At 72.9% G+C, this 24,376-nt stretch carries 22 protein-coding genes; 13 read left to right on the top strand and 9 right to left on the bottom strand.

Annotation, left to right across the window (positions count from 1 at the left end):
• The first annotated feature begins 348 nt into the window (after nucleotides 1-348).
• On the top strand, nucleotides 349-1,146 hold the full coding sequence (locus ACWDR7_RS07960) for an alpha/beta fold hydrolase (protein WP_449854389.1): 798 nt from the start codon (nucleotides 349-351) through the stop codon (nucleotides 1,144-1,146).
• A 95-nt stretch (nucleotides 1,147-1,241) separates the two neighbouring features.
• Nucleotides 1,242-1,547 carry a DUF7882 family protein gene (locus ACWDR7_RS07955; protein WP_449854388.1) on the top strand — a complete coding sequence of 102 codons (306 nt, stop codon included), beginning with the start codon at nucleotides 1,242-1,244 and terminating at the stop codon, nucleotides 1,545-1,547.
• 12 nt (nucleotides 1,548-1,559) lie between these two features.
• Here the strand turns inward: ACWDR7_RS07955 and bcp are convergent, their stop codons facing one another.
• The 3 genes from bcp to aroA are packed head-to-tail and all read right to left on the bottom strand — an operon-like array spanning nucleotide 1,560 to nucleotide 4,441.
• Nucleotides 1,560-2,030 (bottom strand): thioredoxin-dependent thiol peroxidase, encoded by a 471-nt coding sequence (bcp, locus tag ACWDR7_RS07950; protein WP_449854387.1) that lies wholly within the window; start codon nucleotides 2,028-2,030, stop codon nucleotides 1,560-1,562.
• Nucleotides 2,031-2,057: 27 nt separating this feature from the next.
• A complete protein-coding gene (gene rsgA / locus ACWDR7_RS07945) occupies nucleotides 2,058-3,104 on the bottom strand; it encodes a ribosome small subunit-dependent GTPase A (protein WP_449854386.1) in 1,047 nt (348 codons plus the stop codon).
• Nucleotides 3,101-4,441 carry a 3-phosphoshikimate 1-carboxyvinyltransferase gene (gene aroA / locus ACWDR7_RS07940; RefSeq protein ID WP_449854385.1) on the bottom strand — a complete coding sequence of 447 codons (1,341 nt, stop codon included), beginning with the start codon at nucleotides 4,439-4,441 and terminating at the stop codon, nucleotides 3,101-3,103. Before aroA ends, rsgA begins: the two co-directional genes overlap by 4 nt.
• 78 nt (nucleotides 4,442-4,519) lie before the next feature.
• Between aroA and ACWDR7_RS07935 the strand changes: the two genes are divergently transcribed.
• Together ACWDR7_RS07935 and ACWDR7_RS07930 are read left to right on the top strand one after the other, a co-directional pair.
• The gene (locus tag ACWDR7_RS07935) at nucleotides 4,520-5,212 is read left to right on the top strand and encodes a sigma-70 family RNA polymerase sigma factor (RefSeq protein ID WP_449854384.1); all 693 of its coding nucleotides are present in this window, start codon (nucleotides 4,520-4,522) and stop codon (nucleotides 5,210-5,212) included.
• Nucleotides 5,209-5,451: an anti-sigma factor family protein gene (locus ACWDR7_RS07930; RefSeq protein WP_449854383.1), complete on the top strand. Its 243-nt coding sequence runs from the start codon at nucleotides 5,209-5,211 to the stop codon at nucleotides 5,449-5,451. Before ACWDR7_RS07935 ends, ACWDR7_RS07930 begins: the two co-directional genes overlap by 4 nt.
• Nucleotides 5,452-5,541: 90 nt before the next feature.
• Here ACWDR7_RS07930 and ACWDR7_RS07925 read toward each other — a convergent pair whose 3' ends face one another.
• A complete protein-coding gene (locus ACWDR7_RS07925; RefSeq protein ID WP_449854382.1) occupies nucleotides 5,542-6,906 on the bottom strand; it encodes a multidrug effflux MFS transporter in 1,365 nt (454 codons plus the stop codon).
• 27 nt (nucleotides 6,907-6,933) lie between these two features.
• Nucleotides 6,934-7,851: a DUF808 family protein gene (locus tag ACWDR7_RS07920; RefSeq protein WP_449854381.1), complete on the bottom strand. Its 918-nt coding sequence runs from the start codon at nucleotides 7,849-7,851 to the stop codon at nucleotides 6,934-6,936.
• Between the two features lie 66 nt (nucleotides 7,852-7,917).
• On the opposite strand from ACWDR7_RS07920, the gene ACWDR7_RS07915 reads away from it, so the two are divergent.
• Nucleotides 7,918-9,240 carry a GNAT family N-acetyltransferase gene (locus ACWDR7_RS07915; protein ID WP_449854380.1) on the top strand — a complete coding sequence of 441 codons (1,323 nt, stop codon included), beginning with the start codon at nucleotides 7,918-7,920 and terminating at the stop codon, nucleotides 9,238-9,240.
• Nucleotides 9,241-9,294: 54 nt separating this feature from the next.
• Here the strand turns inward: ACWDR7_RS07915 and ACWDR7_RS07910 are convergent, their stop codons facing one another.
• Nucleotides 9,295-13,017: a multifunctional oxoglutarate decarboxylase/oxoglutarate dehydrogenase thiamine pyrophosphate-binding subunit/dihydrolipoyllysine-residue succinyltransferase subunit gene (locus ACWDR7_RS07910; protein WP_449854379.1), complete on the bottom strand. Its 3,723-nt coding sequence runs from the start codon at nucleotides 13,015-13,017 to the stop codon at nucleotides 9,295-9,297.
• A 245-nt stretch (nucleotides 13,018-13,262) separates the two neighbouring features.
• Between ACWDR7_RS07910 and ACWDR7_RS07905 the strand changes: the two genes are divergently transcribed.
• Together ACWDR7_RS07905 and ACWDR7_RS07900 are read left to right on the top strand one after the other, a co-directional pair.
• The gene (locus ACWDR7_RS07905; RefSeq protein ID WP_449854378.1) at nucleotides 13,263-14,594 is read left to right on the top strand and encodes a hemolysin family protein; all 1,332 of its coding nucleotides are present in this window, start codon (nucleotides 13,263-13,265) and stop codon (nucleotides 14,592-14,594) included.
• Nucleotides 14,591-15,652 (top strand): hemolysin family protein, encoded by a 1,062-nt coding sequence (locus tag ACWDR7_RS07900; RefSeq protein ID WP_449854377.1) that lies wholly within the window; start codon nucleotides 14,591-14,593, stop codon nucleotides 15,650-15,652. Before ACWDR7_RS07905 ends, ACWDR7_RS07900 begins: the two co-directional genes overlap by 4 nt.
• A 277-nt stretch (nucleotides 15,653-15,929) precedes the next feature.
• Here ACWDR7_RS07900 and ACWDR7_RS07895 read toward each other — a convergent pair whose 3' ends face one another.
• A complete protein-coding gene (locus ACWDR7_RS07895) occupies nucleotides 15,930-17,030 on the bottom strand; it encodes an NADH:flavin oxidoreductase/NADH oxidase (protein WP_449854376.1) in 1,101 nt (366 codons plus the stop codon).
• Nucleotides 17,031-17,091: 61 nt separating this feature from the next.
• On the opposite strand from ACWDR7_RS07895, the gene ACWDR7_RS07890 reads away from it, so the two are divergent.
• The 6 genes from ACWDR7_RS07890 to ACWDR7_RS07865 are packed head-to-tail and all read left to right on the top strand — an operon-like array spanning nucleotide 17,092 to nucleotide 21,556.
• Nucleotides 17,092-18,012: an ADP-dependent NAD(P)H-hydrate dehydratase gene (locus ACWDR7_RS07890; RefSeq protein WP_449854375.1), complete on the top strand. Its 921-nt coding sequence runs from the start codon at nucleotides 17,092-17,094 to the stop codon at nucleotides 18,010-18,012.
• Nucleotides 18,002-19,276 (top strand): hypothetical protein, encoded by a 1,275-nt coding sequence (locus tag ACWDR7_RS07885; protein WP_449854374.1) that lies wholly within the window; start codon nucleotides 18,002-18,004, stop codon nucleotides 19,274-19,276. The genes ACWDR7_RS07890 and ACWDR7_RS07885 overlap by 11 nt, the downstream gene beginning before the upstream one ends.
• Before the next feature lie 9 nt (nucleotides 19,277-19,285).
• Nucleotides 19,286-19,615, top strand: coding sequence for a thiamine-binding protein (locus ACWDR7_RS07880; protein WP_449854373.1), 330 nt, complete (start codon nucleotides 19,286-19,288; stop codon nucleotides 19,613-19,615).
• Nucleotides 19,616-19,670: 55 nt separating this feature from the next.
• Nucleotides 19,671-19,907: an antitoxin gene (locus ACWDR7_RS07875; protein WP_449854372.1), complete on the top strand. Its 237-nt coding sequence runs from the start codon at nucleotides 19,671-19,673 to the stop codon at nucleotides 19,905-19,907.
• Nucleotides 19,904-20,275, top strand: coding sequence for a type II toxin-antitoxin system PemK/MazF family toxin (locus tag ACWDR7_RS07870; protein WP_449854371.1), 372 nt, complete (start codon nucleotides 19,904-19,906; stop codon nucleotides 20,273-20,275). Before ACWDR7_RS07875 ends, ACWDR7_RS07870 begins: the two co-directional genes overlap by 4 nt.
• A 60-nt stretch (nucleotides 20,276-20,335) precedes the next feature.
• Nucleotides 20,336-21,556 (top strand): MFS transporter, encoded by a 1,221-nt coding sequence (locus ACWDR7_RS07865; RefSeq protein WP_449854370.1) that lies wholly within the window; start codon nucleotides 20,336-20,338, stop codon nucleotides 21,554-21,556.
• A gap of 88 nt (nucleotides 21,557-21,644) precedes the next feature.
• Here the strand turns inward: ACWDR7_RS07865 and metX are convergent, their stop codons facing one another.
• Nucleotides 21,645-22,850 (bottom strand): homoserine O-acetyltransferase MetX, encoded by a 1,206-nt coding sequence (gene metX / locus ACWDR7_RS07860; protein WP_449854369.1) that lies wholly within the window; start codon nucleotides 22,848-22,850, stop codon nucleotides 21,645-21,647.
• A gap of 102 nt (nucleotides 22,851-22,952) precedes the next feature.
• Nucleotides 22,953-24,269 (bottom strand): bifunctional o-acetylhomoserine/o-acetylserine sulfhydrylase, encoded by a 1,317-nt coding sequence (locus ACWDR7_RS07855; protein WP_449854368.1) that lies wholly within the window; start codon nucleotides 24,267-24,269, stop codon nucleotides 22,953-22,955.
• Between the last annotated feature and the right edge of the window lie 107 nt (nucleotides 24,270-24,376).

Raw genomic sequence — 24,376 nt, 5'->3', positions numbered from 1 at the left:
CCCGCGGCTACCGAAACCGGCACAACTACCGCCTCCGCATGCTCCTCGCCGCCGGCGGCCTCACCCCATGACCCCCACCGGAAGTCCGAAGAGCCTGTTTACGCGGCGCCCGGCCCGATGTCAAGCCTCCGGACCCCGCGAGCGCGCGCTGGCATCCTGAAGGCACGCGACGCGGATCCTTTCGGGGGAAGGGACCTCAACGCGTGGGGTGCGGGTTCGGGTCCCGCACACCCTCACACCATCGCCCCGCCCGGGTCGAGCGCTCTGCTCCCCGGGCGGGGCGATTCGGTGTGCGGGCCGGACGCGGCGCAGGCCGCGCGGCCGTCGCGAACGCGCGAGAATGAAGCCATGACCGCTCCGCTGATCACCGAGCTGCCCGATCCCCGCTTCGTGATGAGCGAGGAGGGGCATCGCATCGCCACCTACACGTGGGGGTGGGAGGACGAGAGCGCGCCCGTCGTGCTGTGCGTGCACGGGTTCGCGTCGAGCTGCCGCGACAACTGGGTGGCCACCGGCTGGGTGCGCGAGCTGCTGCGCGCCGGCTTCCGCGTGATCGGGATCGATCAGCGCGGGCACGGCGCGAGCGACAAGCCGCACGAGCCGACCGACTACACGATGGATGCGCTCGTCTCGGACGTGCGCGTGACGCTCGACACGTACCTCATCGACACCGCGCGCTACGCCGGCTACTCGCTCGGCGCGCGCGTCGGCTGGCACGCGGCGGTGGCCATGCCCGAGCGGATCGAGCGGGCCGTGCTCGGCGGCATCCCCGACGGGCGGCCGCTCGGCCGGCTCGACCTCGCGCAGGCGCGGGCGTTCGCCGAGCACGGCACCGAGGTGACCGATCCCGTCACCCGCAACTACGTCACGCTCGCCGAGCGCGTGGCCGGCAACGACCTGCGCGCGCTCGTGGCGCTCGCCGGCGGCATGCGGTTCGGCGACGCGGATCCGGATCTGGGTGACCCGCCGCAGCAGCCGACGCTGTTCGCGACGGGATCGGAGGACGCGATCCTCGAGGACTCGAAGCGTCTGGCGGCGGCGGTGCCGAACGGCCGGTTCCTGGAGGTGCCGGGCCGCCACCACTTCAACGCGCCCGGTTCGCGCGACTTCCGCGGCGCGGGCGTCGCGTTCCTCGCCGGGGCCTGACGGCATCGGTGTCGCCTCCGTGACGGCGAGGTGAACGATCGTCACACACCGGAATACCGGTTGAATCACATCGGCGGAGTTCCTAGCCTGACGCCATGGGCCTCTTCATCTACGACAACGCCGATCCCCCGATCCGCATCGACGACCGCACGCTCTGGCACCTCAAGACGGTCATCCTCACCAAGCTGCGCCGCGACGAGAGCTTCAGCGTCTCGTGGGCGCACCCCGATGACGAGGGCAGCACGACCGTCTGGCTGCATCCGACGATCCCGCTGCGCTTCGTCTTCGACTCGGCTCACCCGCCGGAGCTCAACCGCCAGTGGCTCGTGGAGCTGAACGGCTCGACGGTGGAGCACGGCGGCATCACACTCACGCCCGAGCAGGTGAGCGCGGCGGCCTGAGCGGGCCCGGCGTCAGCCGATGCCGAGCTCGCGGCGCAGCCGCGCGACGTGCCCGGTGGCCTTGACGTTGTAGAGCGCCTTGGTCACGACGCCGTCCTCGTCGAGGACGAAGGTGGAGCGGATGACGCCCATGACGACCTTGCCGTAGTTCTTCTTCTCGCCCCACGTGCCGTAGGCCTCGTGCACGGCCCTGTCCGCGTCGCTCAGCAGCGGGAAGGTGAGCCCGTCGCGCTCGGCGAACTGCTTCAGCTTGGCCGGCTCGTCGGGCGAGACGCCGAGCACGGTGTAGCCGGCGCCGGCGAGCGACGCGATCGAGTCGCGGAAGTCGCACGCCTCGGTCGTGCAGCCGGGCGTCATCGCGGCGGGGTAGAAGTAGAGCACGACCTTCTGGCCCCGCAGATCCCGCAGCGAGACGGGCGATCCGTCCTGATCCGGCAGGGTGAAGTCGGGGGCGGGGGTTCCGGGTTCGAGGCGCGTGGTCACGCCTCCCAGCCTAGTTCGGCTGCCGGATCACCAGTCCTGCTTGTCCTTGAACGTCTCGAGCAGGCGCTGCAGCGAGTCGAGGCGGCCTGCCGGCAGCGTGCCCGCCGCGACGGCCTCGTTGAGCGCGCAGTCCGGCGCGTCCGGCAGGTGCGTGCAGCCGCGGGGGCAGTCCTCGGCGACGGCGAGCAGATCGGGGTAGGCGCGCAGGATGTTGTCGGGGTCCACGTGCCCGAGGCCGAACGAGCGCACGCCGGGGGTGTCGATCACCCAGCCCGATCCGGCCGCGCCCTCGTAGCGCAGCGACACGGTGGACGACGACGTGTGCCGGCCGCGGCCGGTCACCTCGTTGACGTGGCCGGTGGCGCGGCCCGCCGAGGGGACGAGCGCGTTGACGAGCGTCGACTTGCCGACGCCCGAGTGCCCGACGAAGACGGTCGTGTGCCCCGCGAGCGCCTCGCCGATCTCGTCGAGGGGTGCGGCGTCGCGCGACGAGCGGAACACGCGCAGCTCGTCGAGGCCCGCGAAGTGTTCGAGGAAGGGGGCGGGGTCGGCCAGGTCGGTCTTCGTGACGACCATGAGCGGCCGGATGCCGGCATCGAGCGCCGCGACGAGGTAGCGGTCGACCAGCCGCGGGCGGGGCTCGGGATCGGCCGCGGCGACGACGACGAGCATCTGGTCGGCGTTGGCGACGACGACCCGCTCCACCTGATCGGTGTCGTCCGCGCTGCGCCGCAGGAGCGACGTGCGCTCCTCGATCCCCACGATCCGGCCGAGCGTGCCCTCGCGGCCCGACGTGTCTCCGACGACGCGCGCGCGGTCGCCCGTGACGATCGGCATCTTGCGCAGCTCGCGCGCCCGCACGGCGCTCACGGCGCGCTCGCCGGGGAGCCCCTCGTCGACGAGCACGCTGTAGCGGCCGCGGTCGACGCCGAGCACGCGCGCGATCGTCGCGTCCTCGTGCGCCGGGCGGCGCTTGGTGCGGGGGCGGTTCGCCTTGGGGTTGGGGCGCACGCGCACGTCGGCCTCGTCGAACTCCGGCTCGTCGTCGAGGTCGGCGTCGTCCAGCCAGCTCACCGGCTCGCGCCTCCCGCGAGCAGCCCCTCCCAGAGCGCGACGAACTGCGGGAGCGTCTTCGCCGTCGTGGCGATGTCGTCGACGACGACGTCGGGCACCGCGAGGCCGACGAGCGCGCCGGTGGTCGCGAGGCGGTGGTCGTGGAACGCGCGCCAGGTGCCGCCGCGCAGCGGGCGCGGCTCGATGCGGATGCCGTCCGGCAGCTCCTCGGCGAACCCGCCGAGCGCCTCGACGTTCTGGGCGAGCGCCGCGATCCGGTCGGTCTCGTGCCCGCGGATGTGCCCGATGCCGCGGAAGGTGGACGGGCCGTCGGCGAACAGCGCGAGGCCGACGAAGGTCGGCGTCAGCTCGCTCACGGCCGACAGGTCGAGGTCGACGCCGTGGATGCCGCCACCGGCGGCGACCGTGAGGGCGCCGCCGCGGCGCGAGACCTTCGCCCCCATGAGGGCGAGCAGCTCGCTCAGGTGCGCGCCCGGCTGGGTGGAGTGCGGCGGCCAATCGGTGACCGTCACGCTGCCGCCCGCGAGCATCGCCGCGGCCAGGAACGGGGCGGCGTTGGACAGGTCGGGCTCGACGTGCACGTCCTTGGCGCGCAGCGGCGCGGGGGGCACGATCCACTCGTTCGAGCTCGGCCGCTCCACCTGCACCCCGCGGCGCGCGAGGGCCTCGATCGTCAGCTCGATGTGCGGCAGGCTCGGCAGGCGCTCGCCCGTGTGGCGCAGGTGCAGGCCCACGTCGAAGCGGGGCGCGGCCAGCAGCATGCCCGAGACGAACTGGCTCGACGCGGAGGCGTCGATCTCCACCTCGCCGCCGCGCACGTGGCCGCGCCCGTGCACGCGGAACGGCAGCGACCAGCGGCCGTCGTCCTCCACGTCGACGCCGAGGTCGCGCAGGCCGCGGATCATCTCGCCCATGGGGCGGTGCAGGGCGCTCTCGTGCGCGGTCAGCAGCACCTCGCCGTCCACCAGCCCCGCGAGCGGGGCGACGAAGCGCATGACCGTGCCGGCCTGACCGCAGTCCACGGTGCCGCCCGTGAGAGCGCCGGGGGTGACGACGAAGTCGGGGCCGTACGCGCTCTCGCCCTCGACGCGCTCGATGCCCGCGCCCAGCGCGGCGAGCGCCTCCACCATGCGCGCGGAGTCGTCGGAGTGCAGCGGTGCGGCGATGCGGCTGGGGCCCTCGGCGATGGCGGCGAGCACGAGCTCGCGGTTCGTGATCGACTTCGATCCCGGCACCGTCAGCGTCCCGCGCAGCGGTCCCGGGGAGGCGGGCGCGGCGTACTCGCCGCGGTCCGCAGCGGGGCCCGGCTCGGTGGGGGAATACCCGTCGGCACTCATCGGTTTCCACCTTAGGTCACAGCCCGCGAAGGGACCCGTCGCGCCAGGCGGGACACCCGGCGGACAGGAGAGGAACGGATGACGATCACGCTCGATGATCCGCGCCTCCGGCTCGGGGGAAACCCCGATGCGCGGAGCCTAGACTGGCCGGCAATGGACGATCAGGATGCCACAGTCCCCGACGCCGCCGCGCCGGCCGATCCGCGCGCGCAGTTCGAGGAGCAGGCCCTTCCCTACATGGACCAGCTCTACGGCGCCGCCATGCGCATGACGCGCAACCCGGCCGACGCCGCCGACCTCGTGCAGGAGACCTTCGTGAAGGCCTTCGCCTCGTGGTCGTCGTTCACGCAGGGCACGAACCTGAAGGCGTGGCTGTACCGGATCCTCACCAACACCTACATCAACACCTATCGCAAGAAGCAGCGCGAGCCCTACCAGGGCACGATCGACGAGCTCGAGGACTGGCAGCTCGGCGGCGCCGAGTCGACCACGGCCACGCGCGGTCGCTCGGCCGAGGCGGAGGCCATCGACCGCATGCCGGCGTCGGTCGTCAAGGACGCGCTGCAGTCGATCCCCGACGACTTCCGCATGGCCGTGTACCTCGCGGACGTCGAGGGATTCGCCTACCAGGAGATCGCCGACATCATGAAGACCCCCATCGGCACGGTCATGAGCCGCCTGCACCGAGGCCGGCGACTGCTGCGTGACCTGCTGAAGGACTACGCGGCCGAACGGGGCATCCAGGCCGCCACGACAGGAGCACGGAAATGACCGACTGCGGCTGCGAGAAGGCGCGAGCCGACCTCGAGGAGTACCTGCGCAACGAGATCTGCAGGACCGAGTACGCCGACATCCGCGAGCACCTCGAGAGCTGCCCGGACTGCCAGGGCGAGGCGCACGTGTCGCGCACCCTCACCGAGGCCGTGCAGCGCGCGTGCCGCGAGGCGACGCCCGAGCAGGTGCGCCTGCAGGTGATCGCGCGCCTGCGCGAGGTCCAGGCCGCGCACTGATCCGGCCCGCTCGGTCGGCCGCAGGATCGAGCGACGATGCCGGCCGCAGGCTGAACCGCGCGGCCGGCTGAAGCGGCGCCGCGGCGCGGCTCAGTCGCCCAGCATCCCGAGGGTGCGCGGACGCACGATGAGCCACAGCGAGGCGATCGCGAGCGCCGAGCAGGCGATCATGATCGACGCCATCGTCAGCGGCGTGATGCCGGTGGACGCCGCCAGCAGGCCCGCGATGGGCGAGACGAGCCCGGCCACGAGGTTGTTCGACGCGCCGAGCACCGAGGCGGCCGTGCCCGCGGCCTCGGGGTGCCGGTCGAGCGCCAGCACTTGCGCGCACGGGAACGTGAACCCGCAGCCGGTCATGAACACGAACAGCGGCACGATCAGGCCCCACACGCTCGGCACGAGGCTCGACGAGATCGGGATCGCGATGGCCGCCACGAGGATGCCGGCCGTCGAGCCCGCGAGCACCCACTGCGGACCGAAGCGGGCGGCAAGGCGCGCGGCGATCTGGTTGCCGATCACGAGGCCCACAGAGTTCGCCGCGAAGACCATGCCGTACTGCACGGCCGTGAGCCCGTAGGACTGCTGGAAGAGGAACGACGACGCCGACAGGTACGAGAACAGCCCGGCGAAGGTGAGCGCGCCGATCGCGAGCACGCCCACGTACACGCGGTCGCTCAGCACGACGCGGTAGCGATGGCGCACCGAGACGGTGTCGGCCGTGATGCGGTCGCTCGCGGGGCGCGTCTCGGGCAGGGCGAACAGCGCGCAGGCGAGCATGACGGCGCCGTAGCACGCGAGCACGACGAAGATGCCGCGCCACGGCATGACGCCCAGCAGCATCGATCCGATGAGCGGGGCGACCACCGGTGCGACGCCCGTGACCAGCGCCAGGCGCGAGAGCATGATCACGAGGCGGCGCCCGCTGAAGAGGTCGCGGACCATCGCCATGGCCACGACGCTGCCGCCCGCGGCGCCGATGCCCATGAACACACGCGCGACGCCGAGCAGCTCGAGGTTGGGCGCCAGCACCGACGCGATGCTCGCCAGGATGTGCAGGCCCGTGGCGATGAGCAGCGGCACCCGGCGCCCGAAGCGGTCGCTGAGCGGGCCGATCACGAGCTGGCCCACGGCGAAGCCCAGCATCGTGCCCGTGAGGGTGAGCTGCACCGCCGCCGCCGTGGCGGAGAAGTCCTGCTCCAGCACCGGGAAGGCCGGCAGGTAGAGGTCGACCGTGAACGGGCCCAGCGCGGTGAGCGCGCCCAGCAGCAGCACGTAGACGAACCGCCGCGCGGGCGAGAGCCGGTCGCCCGGGTGGACGTGCGCGGTCTCGCCGGCGGCGTCCTGCACCTGGACGGGGATCGAGTGCGTCCCGACGGGGACGGGGATCATTCCCGTCGAGGTGGGGATGAAGCCCGAGTCGGTGTCGTGGTGTTCGTGGCGGGCGTCGTCAGGCATCTGACGATTCTTTCATCCGCCGACCGGTCAGGGGTGCGCCGCGGCCGGGGTCTCGCCGCCCTCGGTGAAGGTGGGGCGCCGTCCGAACAGCCTCCCGACGAGCAGCACGACGCCGACGACGGCGAGGCCCACGACGAGCCCCGCGATGGCGGAGACGAGCGTGTCGCCGATCCAGACGATCACGGCGCCGGCCGGCTCGAGCGCGTGCTCGACGGCGTGGAGCAGGTCGGTGGTGAGCGTGAGGCCGACCTCGCCGAGGTTCGCGAGCACGAGGTGGCCGCCGACCCACAGCATCGCGACGGTGCCGATCACGCTGATGACGCGGAACACGGCCGGCATCGACCGAACGATGCGGGTGCCCAGGTGCCGCACGCGCTGCGTGTCGTCCTTGGCCATCTTCAGCCCGATGTCGTCGACCTTCACGAGCAGCGCGACGGCGCCGTACACGACGCCCGTCATGAGCAGGGCGATCACGACCAGTGCCCCGAGGGTCATCCAGAAGCTCATGTCCGCATCGAGATTCGACAGCGAGATGAGCATGATCTCGGTCGACAGGATGAGGTCGGTGCGGATCGCGCCCCACACGAGCTTGTTCTCGTCGCGGGCGCCCTCGTCGACGTGCGCGTGGTGCAGCCCGAACCACTCCAGCACCTTCTCGGCGCCCTCGAAGCACAGGTAGGTGCCGCCGATGATGAGCAGATAGGGGAGCACCCACGGCGCCCACGTGGTGAGCGCGAGCGCGACGGGGATGATGATGAGGAACTTGTTGGCGATCGAGCCGAGGGCGATCTTCCCGACCACCGGCAGCTCGCGCGCCGGCGTGAGCCCCTGCACGTACTGGGGCGTCACGGCGGCGTCGTCGATGACCACGCCCGCCGCCTTGGACGAGGCCTTCAGCGCCGCGCTCAGGATGTCGTCGACGACCGCGAGCAGACCAACCGACATGCGTCCCCCTCTGGTGGTGTACCCGACGAATCTAGCGCGTCGGGGCTGCCCCATACGCTGGGAGCCATGACATCGATCGACGCGCGGGACGTGCCCGCGGACGTGACCTCGCAGGAGCGGCTCGCGGAGCGCGGCCTCGACTACCGCGTCGTGCCGACGGACGGCGCCGACTTCCTACCGCTCTACCGCGCCATCTCGCGCGGCTTCCTCGACGGCGAGCCCGGCGAGGAGCGGGAGCGGAAGGCGGCCGGCACCTTCGCGGAGCGCGGTGCGCGCCTCATCGGGGTGTTCGAGCGGGACGCGGCACCGGGCGCGATGCCGGTGGGCACCGTGAGCTCGTGGGCGGCGCGCCTGACGCTGCCGGGGCCGGCGGGCGCCGAGGCGCCGCTGCCGGAGATCGCGATGTGGGCGATCAGCGCCGTCACGGTGGCGGCCACGCACCGCCGCCGCGGCATCGCCAGGGCCATGCTGGAGGGCGAGCTGCGCGCAGCGGCCGCCGCGGGCGTCGCGATCGCGGGGCTCACGGTGACCGAGTCGACCATCTACGGCCGCTACGGCTTCGGCATGGCCGTGCCCGTCGAGCGGCTCACGGTGGAGACGCGGCGCGCGGGATGGATCGGCCCGGCCTCGGACGTGCGGCTGGAGTTCGTCGAGCGCCCGCGCCTGGCGGAGCTGCTCGGCGAGCTCCACGAGCGCGTGCGTCGCCAGCGGGCCGGGAACGTCACGGGCTTCCCCCTGCGCTGGGCGCGCGCCGCCGGCACCGCGCCCGGCGCCGAGAACGGCGCGAAGGTGCGCGGCGTCGTCGCGCGCGACGCCGCCGGCGAGATCCGGGGCGCGCTCGCCTTCACGATCGCGGAGGGCGAGCACCACACCACGCACACCCTCGCCATCGAGCACCTCGTCGCCGAGACGCCGGAGGTCCGCGCGGCGCTGTGGCGCTTCGCGATCGAGTACGACCTGGTCGGCACCGTCACGGCCGATCTGCAGCCGGTGGACGATTCGCTGCCGTGGCTCGTGGCCGACCCCCGCGCCGTCTCGCGGACGGTGTTCGACCATGGCTGGCTGCGCGTGCTCGACGTGCCCCGCGTGCTGGCCGCCCGCGGCTACGCGGCCGACGCCGACGTCGTCGTGCGGGTGCGCGACGAGCTCGGCATCGCCGACGGCGCCTGGCGCGTCGCGATCGCGGGCGGCGCCGCCGCCGTCACGCCCGCGTCGGGCGAGGCGGACATCGAGCTGGGCGTCTCGGAGCTGTCCTCCGTGATCGTCGGCGGTGTGCCCCTGCGCGCGCTCGCCGCGGCGGGCCGGGTGACGGGGGACGCCGGCGCCGTGGCCGCGCTCGACGTCGCGCTGCGCGCGGACCGCGCCCCGCACCTGAGCATCTGGTACTGAACGCGGAAGGCGCCCGGATCCCGTGGGGGAGCCGGGCGCCTTCCCGATCGCGGATCAGGCCAGCGCGCGCGACATCAGATCGGCGTGCTCGACGGCGTGGACCTTGCTGGAGCCCGTCGCCGGCGACGCGGCCGCGGCGCGGCTGACGACGCGCAGCTCGCGGCCGAGGTGCTTCGGCATCTTCAGCGCCATGAACGGCCAGGCGCCCTGGTTCTCGGGCTCGTCCTGCACCCACACGAGCTCGGCGTTCGGGTACTGCGCGAGCACCGCGGTGAGCTCCTCGACCGGCGCCGGGTAGAACTGCTCCACGCGCACGAGCGCGATCTGCGGGTTCGGCTTCTTCTCCAGCTCGCCGCGCAGATCCCAGTGGATCTTGCCCGAGTGCAGCAGCACCTTCGTGACGGCCGACTTGTCGATGCCGCGGTCGTCGTCGAGCACCGGCTCGAAGCGGCCCGAGGTGAAGTCCGCGACGTCGCTCGTCGCGCCGCGCAGGCGCAGCATGGCCTTGGGCGTGAACACGATGAGCGGGCGGCGGGGCCGGGCGTAGGCCTGGCGACGCAGCAGGTGGAAGTACGACGCGGGCGTGGACGGGCGCGCCACCGTCATGTTGTCCTGCGCGCACAGCTGCAGGAACCGCTCGATGCGCGCCGACGAGTGGTCGGGGCCCTGGCCCTCGTAGCCGTGGGGGAGCGCCAGCACGACGCTCGACTGCTGACCCCACTTCTGCTCGGCCGAGGAGATGAACTCGTCGATGACCGTCTGGGCGCCGTTGACGAAGTCGCCGAACTGCGCCTCCCACATCACGAGCGCGTTCGGGTTCTCCACGGAGTAGCCGTACTCGAACGCGAGGGCGGCGTACTCGCTCAGCAGCGAGTCGTACACCCAGAAGCGGCCCTGGCCCTCGGAGAGGTTCGCCAGCGGCAGCCACTCCTTGCCGTTCACGCGGTCGTGGAAGACGGCGTGGCGCTGCGCGAACGTGCCGCGGCGCGAGTCCTGGCCCGCCAGGCGCACGGGCGTGCCCTCGAGCAGCAGCGAGCCGAACGCGAGCAGCTCGCCGAAGCCCCAGTCGATCTTGCCCCCGCGGCTCATCTGCACGCGCTTGTCGAGCAGCTGCTGGAGCTTGCTGTGCACGGTGAAGCCCTCGGGCTTGTTCGCGTGCGCGTCGCCGACCTGCTCGATGACCGCGGCCGGCACGCCGGTCGTCTCGGGCTCGCCCGCCGCCTCGTCCTCGACGCCGTTGCCCGTGACGACGGGGGTCGAGCCGGTCTCGGCGGCGTGCGTCTCGGCGAACGCGACCTCCAGGCGGTTCTGGAAGTCGGCCTTGGCCTGCTCGTACTCCTCCTCGGTGATGTCGCCGCGGCCGACGAGGGCCTCGGTGTACAGGCGGCGCGTGGAGCGCTTGGCCTCGATGAGGTTGGTCATGAGCGGCTGCGTCATCGACGGGTCGTCGCCCTCGTTGTGACCGCGGCGGCGGTAGCAGACGAGGTCGATCACGATGTCGCGGTGGAAGCGCTCGCGATATTCGAAGGCGAGCTCCGCGGCGCGCACGACGGCCTCGGGGTCGTCGCCGTTCACGTGCAGCACGGGCGCCTGGATCGTCTTGGCCGGGTCGGTCGCGTACGTCGAGGAGCGCGAGTCGACGGGCAGCGTCGTGAAGCCCACCTGGTTGTTCACGACCACGTGGATCGTGCCGCCCGTGCGGTAGCCGCGCAGCTGCGACATCTGCAGCGTCTCCATGACCACGCCCTGGCCCGAGAAGGCCGCGTCGCCGTGCACGAGGATCGGCAGCCAGCCGTACGTGCCGGGCGCCGAGCGGTCCTGCTTGGCGCGCACGACGCCCTCGAGCACGCCGTCGACGGTCTCGAGGTGCGAGGGGTTGGCCGCCAGGTACACCGGCAGCTCGTCGCCGTCCTCGCCCACGAACGTGCCCTGCGTGCCGAGGTGGTACTTCACATCGCCCGAGCCGCGCTTGTTGCCGGGAAGGGCGCCCTCGAACTCCTGGAACACCTGGCCGTAGGTCTTGCCGGCGATGTTCGTGAGCACGTTCAGGCGGCCGCGGTGGGCCATGGCGATCGCGGCGCCGTCGAGGTTCTTCGCCGCGGCACCCGTCAGGATCCGATCCAGCAGCGGGATGAGAGATTCGCCGCCCTCGAGCGAGAACCGCTTCTGGCCGACGTACTTCGTCTGCAGGAAGGTCTCGAAGGCCTCGGCCTCGTTGAGCTTGCGCAGCACGCGCAGCTGGTCGTCGTGGTCGAGCTTCGCGTACGGCTTCTCGATGTGCTCCTGGAACCAGTCGCGCTGCTCGTGGTCGGAGATGTGCATGTACTCGTAGCCGGTGGTGCGGCAGTACGAGTCGCGCAGCACGCCGAGGATGTCGCGCAGCTTGGCCTGACGGCGGCCGCCGAAGCCGTTCGTGACGAACTCGCGCTCGAGGTCCCAGAACGTCAGCCCGTGCGACTCGATCTCGAGGTCGTGGTGCTCGCGCTGCCGGTACTCGAGCGGGTCGGTGTCGGCCATGAGGTGGCCGCGCACGCGGTAGGCGTTGATGAGCTCCTGCACGCGGGCCGTCTTGTCGACGCGCTCGGAGAGGTCGACCGAGACGTCGGCGTTCCAGCGGATGGGCGCGTACGGGATGCGCAGCGCGGCGAAGATCTCCTCGTAGAAGCCGTTCTTGCCGATCAGCAGCTCGTGCACGATCTTCAGGAACTCGCCCGATCCGGCGCCCTGGATGACGCGGTGGTCGTACGTGCTCGTGAGGGTGATCGTCTTGCCGATCGCGAGCTCGTTGAGCGTCTTGGCGCTGGATCCGGCGAACTCGGCGGGGTAGTCGAGGGCGCCGGCGCCGATGATGCAGCCCTGGCCCTTCATGAGGCGGGGGACCGAGTGCACGGTGCCGATGCCGCCCGGGTTGGTGAGCGAAACCGTGGTGCCGGCGAAGTCGGCGGCCGTCAGCTTGTTGGCGCGGGCGCGCTTGACGAGATCCTCGTACGCCGCGAGGTAGTCGGTGAACGAGAGCGACTCGGCGTTCTTGATGCTCGGCACCATGAGCGCGCGCGTGCCGTCGGGCTTGGGCAGGTCGATCGCGATGCCCAGGTTGATGTGGGCGGGCGCCACGACGCTCGGCTTGCCGTCGATCTCGGCGTAGAAGACGTTCTGGCTCGGGAAGGCCTTGAGCGCCTGGATGAGCGCCCAGCCGATGATGTGCGTGAAGCTGACCTTGCCGCCGCGGGTGCGGGCCATGTGGTTGTTGATGACGATGCGGTTGTCGATCATCAGCTTGGCCGGGACCGTGCGCACGCTCGTCGCGGTCGGGACGGTCAGCGACTCGTCCATGTTCTTCGCGAGCGTCTTCGTCATGCCCTTGAGCACCGTGACGCGGTCCTCGGACTGCTCGGCGGGCTCCTGCGACGCGGGCTTCGACTTCTCGGGCGCCTCGGCGGGGATGGGCGTCGGCGCGGCGGGCTTGCTCGTCGTGCGGGCGACGGGCTGCTGCCCCACGGCGGCGGTCGGCGCCGTGGGCGGGTTGGCGGCCGAGGACGGCGCGGCGGCCTCCTGCTTCTGTGCCGGGGCGGGATCGGCCGGGGCGGGAGCGGCCGCCGGGGCCGGGGCGTCCGCCGCCGGAGCGGCGGAGGCCTCGTAGGCCTCCAGGACCGGCCACCACTCCTTGTCGACCGCGTTGCGGTCAGACTTGAACTGCTGGTAGAGCTCCTCGACGAGCCACTGGTTGGCTCCGAACTCCCCCTCGCCAGTACCGACTCCCGTCGTCTGGTTCGTCACGGCTGGATCGCCCACTTTCCTAGCTCTCGTCATGCGCGGTCCGTCCCGGCGCACCCGGGGATCAAGCGTAGTCCACTCGCGGCGGCCTGAGGCCCCCTTGCGCAACCTCGCGCGGGGTGATTCCGCGCGCGCGGGAGCCGCCGTTCAGGGCGTCGCCCTATGATGGTGCGCACGATGGACGACCCTCCCAGTAGACACAGGCCCCACCGACCCTTCCTCGCGTGCGCACGCGGAGGCGATCCGGCATGACCGACTGGATCCTGATGGGGGTGGGGCTCCTTCTGACAGTGGGCACCGGCCTCTTCGTGGCCAGCGAGTTCGCCCTGGTCAACCTCGATCGCGCCGAGCTCGAGGCGCGGCAGCAGCGCGGCGAGCCGAAGCTCGTCATGACGATCCGCGCGCTGCGGCACACCTCCACGCACCTGTCGAGCGCGCAGCTCGGCATCACGCTCACGACGCTGCTGACGGGCTACACGCTCGAGCCGGCGTTCTCGCGCGCCCTCGCGCCGCTGTTCGACGCGCTCGGGCTGCCGCCCGAGGTGAGCGCGCCGATCGCGACCGTCGTGGCGATGGCGATCGCGACGATCCTGTCGATGATCCTCGGCGAGCTCGTGCCGAAGAACTTCGCGCTCGCGCTGCCCCTGGCCACAGCCAAGGTCGTCGCGCCGTTCCAGCTCGCCTTCACCGCGGTGTTCCGGCCCGCCGTCGCGCTGCTGAACGGCAGCGCCAACGCGGTGCTGCGCGGCGTGGGCATCGAGCCGAAGGAGGAGCTGTCGGGCGCCCGCACGGCAGAGGAGCTGTCGAGCCTCGTGCGCCGCTCGGCGACGGCCGGCGTGCTCGAGAAGGACACCGCGAGCCTGCTCGACCGGAGCCTGCGGTTCTCGCGCCTGAGCGCCTCGGACGTCATGACCCCGCGCCCGCGCATGCACGCGCTGGCGGCCTCCGACTCCGCCGAGGACGTCGTGCAGCTGGCCAGGCAGACCGGCCACAGCCGGTTCCCCGTGTTCGGCGACTCGCTCGACGACATCGTCGGCATCGTGCACCTCAAGGCCGCCGTCGGCGTGCCGCGCCACAAGCGGGCCGAGGTGCCCGCCGCGGCGCTTGCGACCGAGCCGCTGCGCACGCCCGAGACGGTGCACCTCGACGCGCTCATCGCCGAGCTGCGGGCACGCGGCTACCAGATGGCCGTCGTCGTGGACGAGTACGGCGGCACCGCGGGCGTCGTCACGCTCGAGGACCTCGTCGAGGAGATCGTGGGCGAGGTGGCCGACGAGCACGACCGGCGCCTGGCCGGCGTCGTGCGCCACCGCGACTCGCTCACCTTCCCCGGCCAGCTGCGGCCCGACGAGCTGCGCGACCGCGCCGCCGTCGAGGTGCCCGAGGACGACGCCTACGACACCGTCGGCGGCTACATCATGAGCGTGCTCGAGCGCGTGCCCGCCGTGGGCGACGCCGTGCGCCTCGAAGACGGCACCCTCACGGTGGAGCGCATGGACGGGCGCCGCGTGGACCGCGTGCGCTTCACACCCGATCCGCTCCCGGAGGGCGCCGACGTCCAGGGAGGTGACGAGCGATGAGCGACTGGATCGGACTCGTCTGGCTGGTCGTGCTGCTGCTGGCCAACGCGTTCTTCGTCGGCGCCGAGTTCGCCGTCATCTCCGCGCGCCGCTCGCAGATCGAGCCGCTCGCCGAGAAAGGCAACCGTGCGGCCAGGACGGCGCTGTACGCCATGGAGCACGCCACGCTCATGCTCGCGACCTCGCAGCTGGGCATCACGATCTGCTCGCTGCTGATCCTGAACGTCTCCGAGCCGGCGATCCACCACCTGCTCGCCGCGCCGCTGGGCCTCACGCCGCTGCCGGAGGCGGCCGTCGACACGGTCGCGTTCGTCATCGCGCTCGTGTTCGTGTCGTACCTGCACGTGGTCTTCGGCGAGATGGTGGCCAAGAACATCGCGTTCTCGGTGCCCGACCGCGCCGTGCTCATCCTCGCGACGCCGCTCGTGTGGGTGTCGAAGGTGTTCCACCCGGTGATCTTCGTGCTCAACTGGGTCGCCAACGCCGTGCTGCGCCTGTTCCGCGTCGAGCCGAAGGACGAGGCGAACTCGACCTTCACGCTCGACGAGGTGGCGACGATCGTCAGCCAGTCGCGCCGCGAGGGCGTGCTGGACGACGCGACGGGCACCGTCGCGGCCGTCGTGGAGTTCACCGACAAGGACGCCGTGGACGTCGCGGTGCCGCTGGATCGGATCGTCACGCTCCCCGAGCGCACGACGCCCGCCGAGATCGAGGCGGCCGTGGCCAAGCACGGCTACTCCCGCTACGTGATCGTCGACGACGAGGGCGAGCCCGTGGGCTACGTGCACCTCAAGGACATTCTGCGCGCCGCGGAGGGGGACGACGCCGACCGAGTGGTGGAGGCTCCGATCCCCGCCAAGCGGATCCACCACATGGTGCCCGTGCAGGAGACGACCGACCTGGAGGACGCGCTCGCGATCATGCGGCGCGCGGGCCGCCACCTCGCCCGCGTGCGCAACGCGCAGGGCGAGACGACGGCCGTGCTCTTCCTCGAGGACATCCTCGAGGAGCTCGTCGGCGAGGTCCACGACGCGACGGAGCGTGCGCGGCGCCGCTGATTTTCTGGATCTGCGCCGCTCGGGCACCCGCTGCGCGGGCGCCGCTCGCGTGCTCGGGCCGTCGCTCCGCTCCGGCCGGCAGCGCTTCGCGCTGCGGGGCGGCCGCACCCGCGGCCGCACGCTCGCGCTTCGCGCTCGCACAATGACCGGTCGCGGTGGTCGCTTCATCTCCGCGGCTTCGCCGCTGAAGTTCAGCAACCGATCGGTGCCACCCCTCGGTTGCTGAACGAAGGCCGCGCCAGCGGCCGAAGATGAAGCGACCAGCGCAACCCTCGCGTCAGTGCTTGGGGGCGCGATAGGCGCGGAGGTACTGCGGCGGCCACAGGGCGTCGGGGTGCTCGCCGAGCTCGGCGGCGGCGCGCAGGCCGAAGTGCGGGTCGCGCAGCCACTCGCGCGCCGCGAGCACGACGTCGGCCGAGCCCTCGGCCAGCACCTGCTCGGCCTGGGCGCCCGAGGTGATGATGCCGACGGCGCCCGTGGGCGCGCCCGTCACCTCGCGCACGCGGGCCGCGAACGGCACCTGATAGCCCGGGCGCACGTCGATCCGCTGATGGGCGACGAGGCCGCCCGAGGAGATGTCGAAGAAGTCGGCGCCGGCCTCGACGGCCCACTGCGCGACCCGCGCGACGTCGTCCACGACGAGGCCGCCGGGCGCCGAGTCCTCGGCCGAGAAGCGCACGAGCACCGGCACGGCCTCGCCCACCTCGGCGCGCACGGCGCGGATGACCTCCAGGACGAGGCGGGCGCGGTTCTCGAGCGATCCGCCGTACTCGTCGTCGCGCTCGTTCGACAGCGGCGACAGGAACTGGTGCAGCAGGTAGCCGTGGGCCGCGTGCACCTCGAGGGCGTCGAAGCCGGCGTCCACCGCACGGCGGGCGGCCGCCGCGAACGCCGCCACGATCTGCCCGATCCGCTCGGCGGGCATCGCCTCCGGCATCGCGTAGCCCTCGTACGCGAGCGCCGAGGGCGCCTCGGTGACCCAGCCGCCGCGATCCTGCGGCACGGATCCGCGGTGCTGCGTGCCGCCGCTCTCCTCGGCGAAGGGCCACCACGTCGACGCCTTGCGGCCCGCGTGCGCCAGCTGCACGCCGGCCTTCGCGCCGCGGGCGTGGATCGCCTCGACGACGGGCCGCCACGCGTCGCGCTGCGCGTCGTTCCAGATGCCGGCGTCGCGCGGCGAGATGCGGCCCTCCGGCACGACGGCCGTCGCCTCGGCGATCACGAGCCCGGCGCCGCCGGAGGCGAACTGGGCCAGGTGCACGTGGTGCCAGTCGTTCACGATCCCGTCCTCGGCGCTGTACATGCACATGGGCGCGACCCACAGGCGGTTGCGGAACTCGACCTCGCGGAGGGTGATCGGGGTGAACAGCTGGGACATGGGGATCCTTCCGTGTGGGAGGCGCGGGCGTCCTCCGGGCGGCACGACGTAATCTGGCGGCATGCCAGGGGGATACGCCAGGCCGAGCGATGAGACCTTCGAGTGGACCGCGGCCGATGCCGCGGCGCACCTGCGGGTGCCAACGGCCTCGGACCACAAGTATTCCCGGGGCGTCGTGCTGCTCGAGACCGGCTCGCCCGCGTACCCCGGCGCGGCGGTGCTCACGGCGGAGGGCGCGTGGCGTGCCGGCGCCGGCATGGTGCGGTGGCAGGGAGACCGCGATGTCGCCCGCCTCGTGCTGCAGCGCCGCCCCGAGACGGTGGTGAACACGGGCGAGCGGTTCGACGCCGCGGTGATCGGCTCCGGGGTGTCGGCGCGCGACCGCGACGGCGAGGCGACGGCGCGCTTCCGGGCGCTGCTGCGCGCCGACGCGCCGACCGTCGTCGACGCCGGCGCGCTCGACCTCGTCACGGATCTGCGCGGCCCCGTCGTCGTCACGCCGCACGAGGGGGAGCTGGGCGAGGTGCGGATCCCGCTGGGGCTCGGCATCGACGATCTCGACGGCGATCCGCTGCCGCGGCGCCTGCGGGCCGGCTTCGCGGAGCGGCTGCTCGCGGTGCGCGAGACCGCGGTCGCGCTGGGCGGGGTCGTGCTGCTCAAGGGCGCCGAGACGATCGTCGCCACGCCGGGCGGCTGGTGGACCGTCGTGCGCGCCGGGACGCCCTGGCTCGCCACGGCCGGCACGGGCGATGTGCTCGCCGGCGCGATCGGCGCCGTCGTCGCCGCCGCGCAGGCGCGCGCCGAGGGCGGGCTCGACGCCGAGGATCTCGGGCCGCTGGCGGCCACGGCGGCGTGGCTGCACGGCACCGCCGGCCGCCTCGCCTCGGGTGTCGACGGCGCCGCGCCGGGGCACCCCGTCACGGCGCTCGACGTGGCCGCCCGCCTGCCCGACGCCTTCGCGGCGGCGCTCCGTGCGCGCTGACCGGCCGCGCGCGCCGCACCGGCGCACGCGGGCGTGGCTGTGGGCGGGGTTCGTCGTCGTGCACGCGATCGTCGCGCTCCTGGGCTGGGCGCTGCCCAACCAGCCCATGGGCGACGTCTACCTCGTGTACGAGCCGTGGTCGGAGCAGGCGCTCGGGGGCGAGCGGATCGTGGGCGTCACAGAATCGTGGGTGTACCCGATCCTGGCCCTCGCGCCGATGCTGCTCACACAGGCGCTCGGCTTCCTCGGCCCGTACGAGATCGGGTGGGCGGTGCTCGTCACCGCGTGCGACGCGGCGGCCTTCGCCCTGCTCGTGGGCGGCGGGCGCTCGCGCGGGCGCGTGGCGGCCGCCTGGTTCTGGCTCGTGTTCGCGCTCGCGCTCGGACCCGTGGGCATGTACCGCCTCGACGCCGTCACGGTGCCGCTCGCCGTCGCCGGCGTGCTGTGGCTCGCGGGCCGCCCGCCCGTCGCCGGAGCGCTGCTGGCCGCCGCGACGTGGATCAAGATCTGGCCGGCGGCGCTGCTGGCCGTGGCCGTTGCCGCCCTGTGGCGGGCCGCGCGGGCCCGCGCGCTCGGCCTCGTCGTCGGCGCGGCGGTGCTCAGCGGCGTCGTCGTGGGCGTCGTCGCGATCGCGGGCGGCCTGCCGCATCTGCTGGGCTTCGTCGCCACGCAGCAGGACCGCGGCCTGCAGATCGAGGCGCCCGCCGCCACGCCGTACGTGTGGGGCGCTGTGGCCGGCCGGGACGGCTGGTTCCTGTTCTACGACCGCGACATCCTCACCTTCCAGGTCGCCGGCCCGGGCGTCGATGCGGTGGCCGCCGCGACGACCCCGCTGCTCGCGCTCGCCGCCGTCGCGATCGCGGCGCTCGCCGCCGTCAAGACGTGGCGCGGCGCCGCCGTGGCGCGGGTGCTGCCCCCGGCGGCGCTGGCCCTCGTGCTCGCGCTCATCGTGTGCAACCGCGTCGGCTCGCCGCAGTTCCACGCGTGGCTCATCGCGCCGCTCGTGCGGTGGCTCGTGTGGGACCGCCGGCGGGCGTGGCCGCTCGCGGCCCTCGCCCTCGTGTGCGCCGGGCTGACGCAGCTCGTGTACCCCGTGGCCTACTGGTCGCTGCTGGGCGCGGATCCGCTCGGCGCGGCGCTGCTGTCCGCGCGCAACCTCGCGCTCGTGGCGCTGCTGGCGTGGGCCCTCGTCCGGCTCGCGCGGGTCCCGGCGGGCCGGGATCGCGCCCGGATCGGGGTGGATCCGCTGCGGTCGGCGGCATAGCCTCGGAGCATGCTCATCGCCTTCTCCGTCGCCCCGAGCGGCGCGCCCTCGGGCGCCACCGCGAACCCGGACGGCTCCGTCCACGACGCCGTCGCCGCGGCCGTCCGCGTCGTCCGCGACTCAGGCCTGCCCCACCGCACCACCTCGATGTTCACCGAGGTCGAGGGGGAGTGGGACGAGGTCATGGACGTCGTCCGGCGCGCCACCGACGCCGTCATGCCCTTCGGATCGCGCGTGTCGCTCGTGCTCAAGGCCGACATCCGTCCCGGCCGCACGGGCGAGCTCGACGGCAAGATCGAGCGCCTCGAGCGCGCCCTCGGCGAGGACGCGGCGGATTAGGCCGCGCCGGGCCCGAGCCGGGCCAGCCGTTGCGAGCGGCACTATGATTGGCGCTATGAGCCTGAGTATGAAGGCCTTCAGCGGCAGCCTGCCGGAGAACGATCTCGCCTTCCTCGAGGAGTACGGACGGCGTCACCGCCTGGCGAGTCGATCGGCCTCGCTGCGGGCGGCGGTGCGCGCGCTTCGGGAGGCCGAGGCCGAGCGCGAGTACGTCACGGCTTTCGAGGAGTTCGAGGCGTCGGGCGACGCCGCGCTCTGGGACGGCGTCAGCGGTGACGGGCTGAGGGCGTGAGGCCCGACATCCCCCGCCTGCGTGGCGACATCTGGGACGTCGAGTTCGACCCCGCCCAGCCCGGGGAGGTCGCGAAGACGCGGCCGGCGGTGATCGTGTCGAACGACGGGGCGAACCGGGCCGCGCTTCGCGCACGCGCCGGGGGTGTGCTCGTCGTCGTGCCGATCACCTCGAACATCGCGAACGTGCTGACCTTCCAGACGCGACTTCCCGCCGACGACCTCACCGGGCTGACGACGGAGTCGAAGACGCAGCCCGAGCAGCTGCGGGCGGTGCACGTCCGCCGGCTGGTGCGGCGTCGTGGCGCGCTCAACGCCGAGCAGCAGGCCGCGCTGGACGCCGCGATCACCGATCACCTCGCGCTCTGAGCGGTCCGGTCCCGGGGAAGGGTGAGCGCCCGCCGCACCGGGAGCCATTAGGCTGAACGGGTGACCACCTCGACACCCGTGTCGGGGGGTGCGGCGAGGATGGCGCTCCTCTCGCTCGCCATCGGCGCCTTCGGCATCGGCATGACCGAGTTCGTCTCGATGGGGCTGCTGCCCGGGATCGCGAGCGACCTGCTGCCCGACCTGTATGCCGCCCGCACGGAGGACGCCATCGCGCGGGCCGGCCTGCTCATCAGCCTCTACGCGCTGGGCGTCGTGCTGGGCGCCCCGACGATCGCCGGCTTCGCGTCGCGCTTCCCGCGCCGCCGCGTGGTGATGGCGCTCGTCGCGGCGCTGCTCGTCTTCAACGTGCTCACGGTGATCGCGCCGACGTTCGAGCTCGTCGCCGTCTCGCGCTTCCTCTCCGGCGTGCCGCACGGCGCGTTCTTCGGGATGGGCGCGCTCGTCGCGAGCGAGCTCCTCGGGCCGGACAAGCGCGGCCGCGCCGTGGCGCTCATGATGACCGGGCTCACCGTCGCCAACGTCGTCGGGGTGCCGGCCGGCACCTTCCTCGGCCAGGCCGTCGGATGGCGGGCGGCCTACGTGGTCGTCGCGCTCGTCTTCGCGCTCGCGTTCGTCATGTGCGCGCGGTTCCTGCCCGCGCAGCCCGGCGATCCCGGGCGCACCTTCCGGCACGAGCTGCGCGTGTTCCTCATCCCGCAGGTCTGGTTCGCGATCGGGATCGGGGCGATCGGTTTCGGCGCGTTCTTCGCGATCTACAGCTACGTCGCCACGCTCGTGACAGAGGCCGCCGGCGCGCCCGAGTGGCTCGTGCCGTTCGCGCTCATGGCGCTGGGGCTCGGCATGGTGGTGGGCAACCTGTTCGGCGGACGCCTGGCCGACATCAGCGTGACCCGCACGCTCGTGGCGGGGCTGGGCGGGATGTCGGCCGCATCGGTGATCGTCGCGGTCCTGTCGAGCTGGAGCATCGCGCTCGTCGCCGCCCTGTTCGTCTTCGGGCTCATCGCGCAGCTGATCAACCCCGCCATCCAGCTGCGCCTGTTCGACGTGGCCCACGAGCACCAGGCGCTCGCCGGCGCACTCAACCACTCGGCCCTCAACATCGGCAACAGCGTGGGCGCGGCCGTGGGCGGCGCCGTGATCGCGGGCGGCTTCGGCTATGTCGCCCCGGCGTGGGCCGGTGCTGTGCTGGCGTTCGCCGGCGTGCTCATCGCGCTCGCCGCGTTCGCCGTCGACCGGCGATCCGTGCGCGTCGCCGCCTGATCCGGCCGTCCCGCCCGATCCGGTCGCGGATCCGGTCGCCGATCCGGCCGTCCCGCGCGATCCGCCGCGTGATGCGGCGATCCGGGCGTCAGGACTCGAGCAGCCGCCGCAGGTGGTACCCGACGGCGCCGGTCTCGATGAGGAACCCGTCGTGGCCGAAGTCGCTGGGGACGACGACGGCACGGTCGCCGTCGAGCGCGCGCGGGATGCCGCGCGCGATGCGGTGCTGGCCGCCGATGGGGAACAGCCGGTCGGAGTCGATCCCCAGCACGAGCGTGCGGGCGGTGACGCGCGAGAGCGCCTCCTCGACGCCGCCGCGGTCGCGGCCCACGTCGTGCGAGTCCATGGCCTCGATGAGGCGCACGTAGCTGTTGGCGTCGAAGCGGCGCGTGAACCGGTTGCCGTGGAAGTCGAGGTACGACTCCACGGCGAAGCGGCCGCCGTGGCCCAGCGGGCTCACGCCCGACTGCCACGAGCGCTGGAAGCGCTGGTTCAGCTCGGTGGGGCTGCGGTAGTTCAGCAGCGCCATGCGCCGGGCCAGCGCGAGACCGCGGTGCGGGCCCTCGCCGTCGGGCGCGTCGTAGTACTCACCGCCGCGGAAGCGCGGATCCATCTCGATCGCCTGCCGCTGCACGGAGTTCAGCGCGATCTGGTCGGCCGTGTTCAGCGGCGGCGCCGAGAGCACCGCGAGCCGCTCGACGCGCTCGGGCAGCGTCGCGGCCCATTCCAGGGCGTGCATGCCGCCCATCGACCCGCCGATCACGGCCGCCCACACCTCGATGCCGAGCGCATCGGCCAGGCGTTCCTGCGCCTCGACCTGGTCGCGGATCGTGAGGAAGGGGAAGCGCGAGCCCCACGGATCGCCGTCGGGGTGGACGCTCGCCGGGCCCGTCGATCCCTGGCACCCGCCGAGCATGTTGGGCGCCACGACGAACCAGCGATCCGTGTCGACCGCGCGCCCCGGGCCGACGATGTCGTCCCACCAGCCCGCCGTGGGGTGGCCGGGCACGGCGGGGCCGGCGACGTGGCTGTCGCCCGTGAAGGCGTGCGCGATGAGCACGGCGTTGTCGCGCGCGGGGTTCAGCTCGCCCCACGTCTCGTACGCGATGCGGAACGACGGCAGCGCGCGGCCGCTCTCGGTCACCAGCTCGCCGAAGGTCTCGAAGCGGCGCTCGCCCACCGGGTCGCCCTCGCGCCAGGCGCCCGTCGCCGGGGGACGGCCGACCATCGACCGCGCGTCCTGCTCGGTGACGAGCGCGGACGGCACGGTGTCCTCGGAGATCTGCCAGTCCATCCGCCTCATTCTGCCGTGCCGGGGCATCGCGCCGCCGGAGTGTTACGGACGGGTCGGGCCCGCACGCACGTGGCGTGCGGGCCCGACCAGGGTGAGCGCGGCTCAGGCGCGCGCGGTGAGGGCGCCCGAGCGGGCCGCCTCGAGCGCCTGCTCGAGGTCGGCCGTGAGGTCGGCGACGTTCTCGAGGCCGACCGACAGCCGCACGAGGCCCGGCGTGACGCCGGCCGTGAGCTGCTGCTCGGGCGTGAGCTGCGAGTGCGTGGTCGAGGCGGGGTGGATGACGAGCGAGCGCACGTCGCCGATGTTCGCGAGGTGGCTGAACAGCTTCAGCGCGTTCACGAACGCGCGGCCGGCGTCCACGCCGCCCTTGAGCTCGAACGAGAGCACGGCGCCCACGCCCTTCGGGGCGTAGCGGTTCGCCGCCTCGTACCAGGGCGAGCTCGGCAGGCCCGAGTAGCTCACCGAGGCCACGTCGTCGCGCGCCTCCAGCCACTCCGCCACCGCCTGCGCGTTCTGCACGTGCCGCTCGATGCGCAGCGACAGCGTCTCGATGCCCTGGATGAGCTGCCACGCGTTGTTGGGCGAGACCGCCGATCCCAGGTCGCGCAGCAGCTGCACGCGCGCCTTGGTGATGTACGCGACGCCGTCGCCGAGCACGCCCGTGTAGCTCACGCCGTTGTACGACGGGTCCGGCTCGGTGAGGCCGGGGAAGCGATCGGCGTGCTGCGACCACGGGAAGGTGCCGCCGTCGACGATCGCGCCGGCGACCACGGTGCCGTGCCCGGCGAGGAACTTCGTGGCGGAGTGCACGACGATGTCGGCGCCGTGCTCGAAGGGACGGATGAGGTAGGGCGTGGCGATCGTGTTGTCGACGATGAGCGGCAGACCGTTCTCGTGCGCGATGTCGGCGACCGTGCGGATGTCGAGCACGTTCGCCTGCGGGTTGCCCACCGTCTCGGCGAAGAACAGCTTCGTGTTCGGGCGGATCGCGGCGCGCCAGGCCTCGGGGTCGTCCTGGTTCTCGACGAACGTCGTCTCGATGCCGAGCTTGGCGAGCGTGTACTTGAAGAGGTTGTACGTGCCGCCGTAGATGGAGCTGGACGAGACGATGTGGTCGCCCGCCTGCGCGATGTTCAGCACCGCGAACGTCTCGGCCGCCTGGCCGCTGGCCACGAGCAGCGCGCCCGTGCCGCCCTCGAGCGCCGCGATGCGCTGCTCGGCGACGTCCTGCGTGGGGTTCATGATGCGGGTGTAGATGTTGCCGGTCTCGGCGAGGGCGAACAGGTTCGCCGCGTGATCCGCGTCCTTGAAGACGTACGCCGTGGTCTGGTACAGCGGCGTCGCGCGCGCGCCGGTCGTGGGATCGGGCTGCGCGCCGGCGTGGATCTGCTTGGTCTCGAAGCGCCAGTTCTCGGTCATGATGCGTCCTCGTGTCTCTCGTGCGCGGCCTTCCGCCGGTCGCACGGGCGACGCTACGCGCGCGGGCAAGGCCGCGGCAACGGCCCGGAAACGCGGCGTCACAATCG

The sequence above is a fragment of the Microbacterium sp. NPDC003461 genome, from assembly GCF_053588335.1.
The sequence above is the reverse complement of the archived record's forward strand: the minus strand, read 5'-3'. Positions and strand labels throughout refer to the sequence as shown.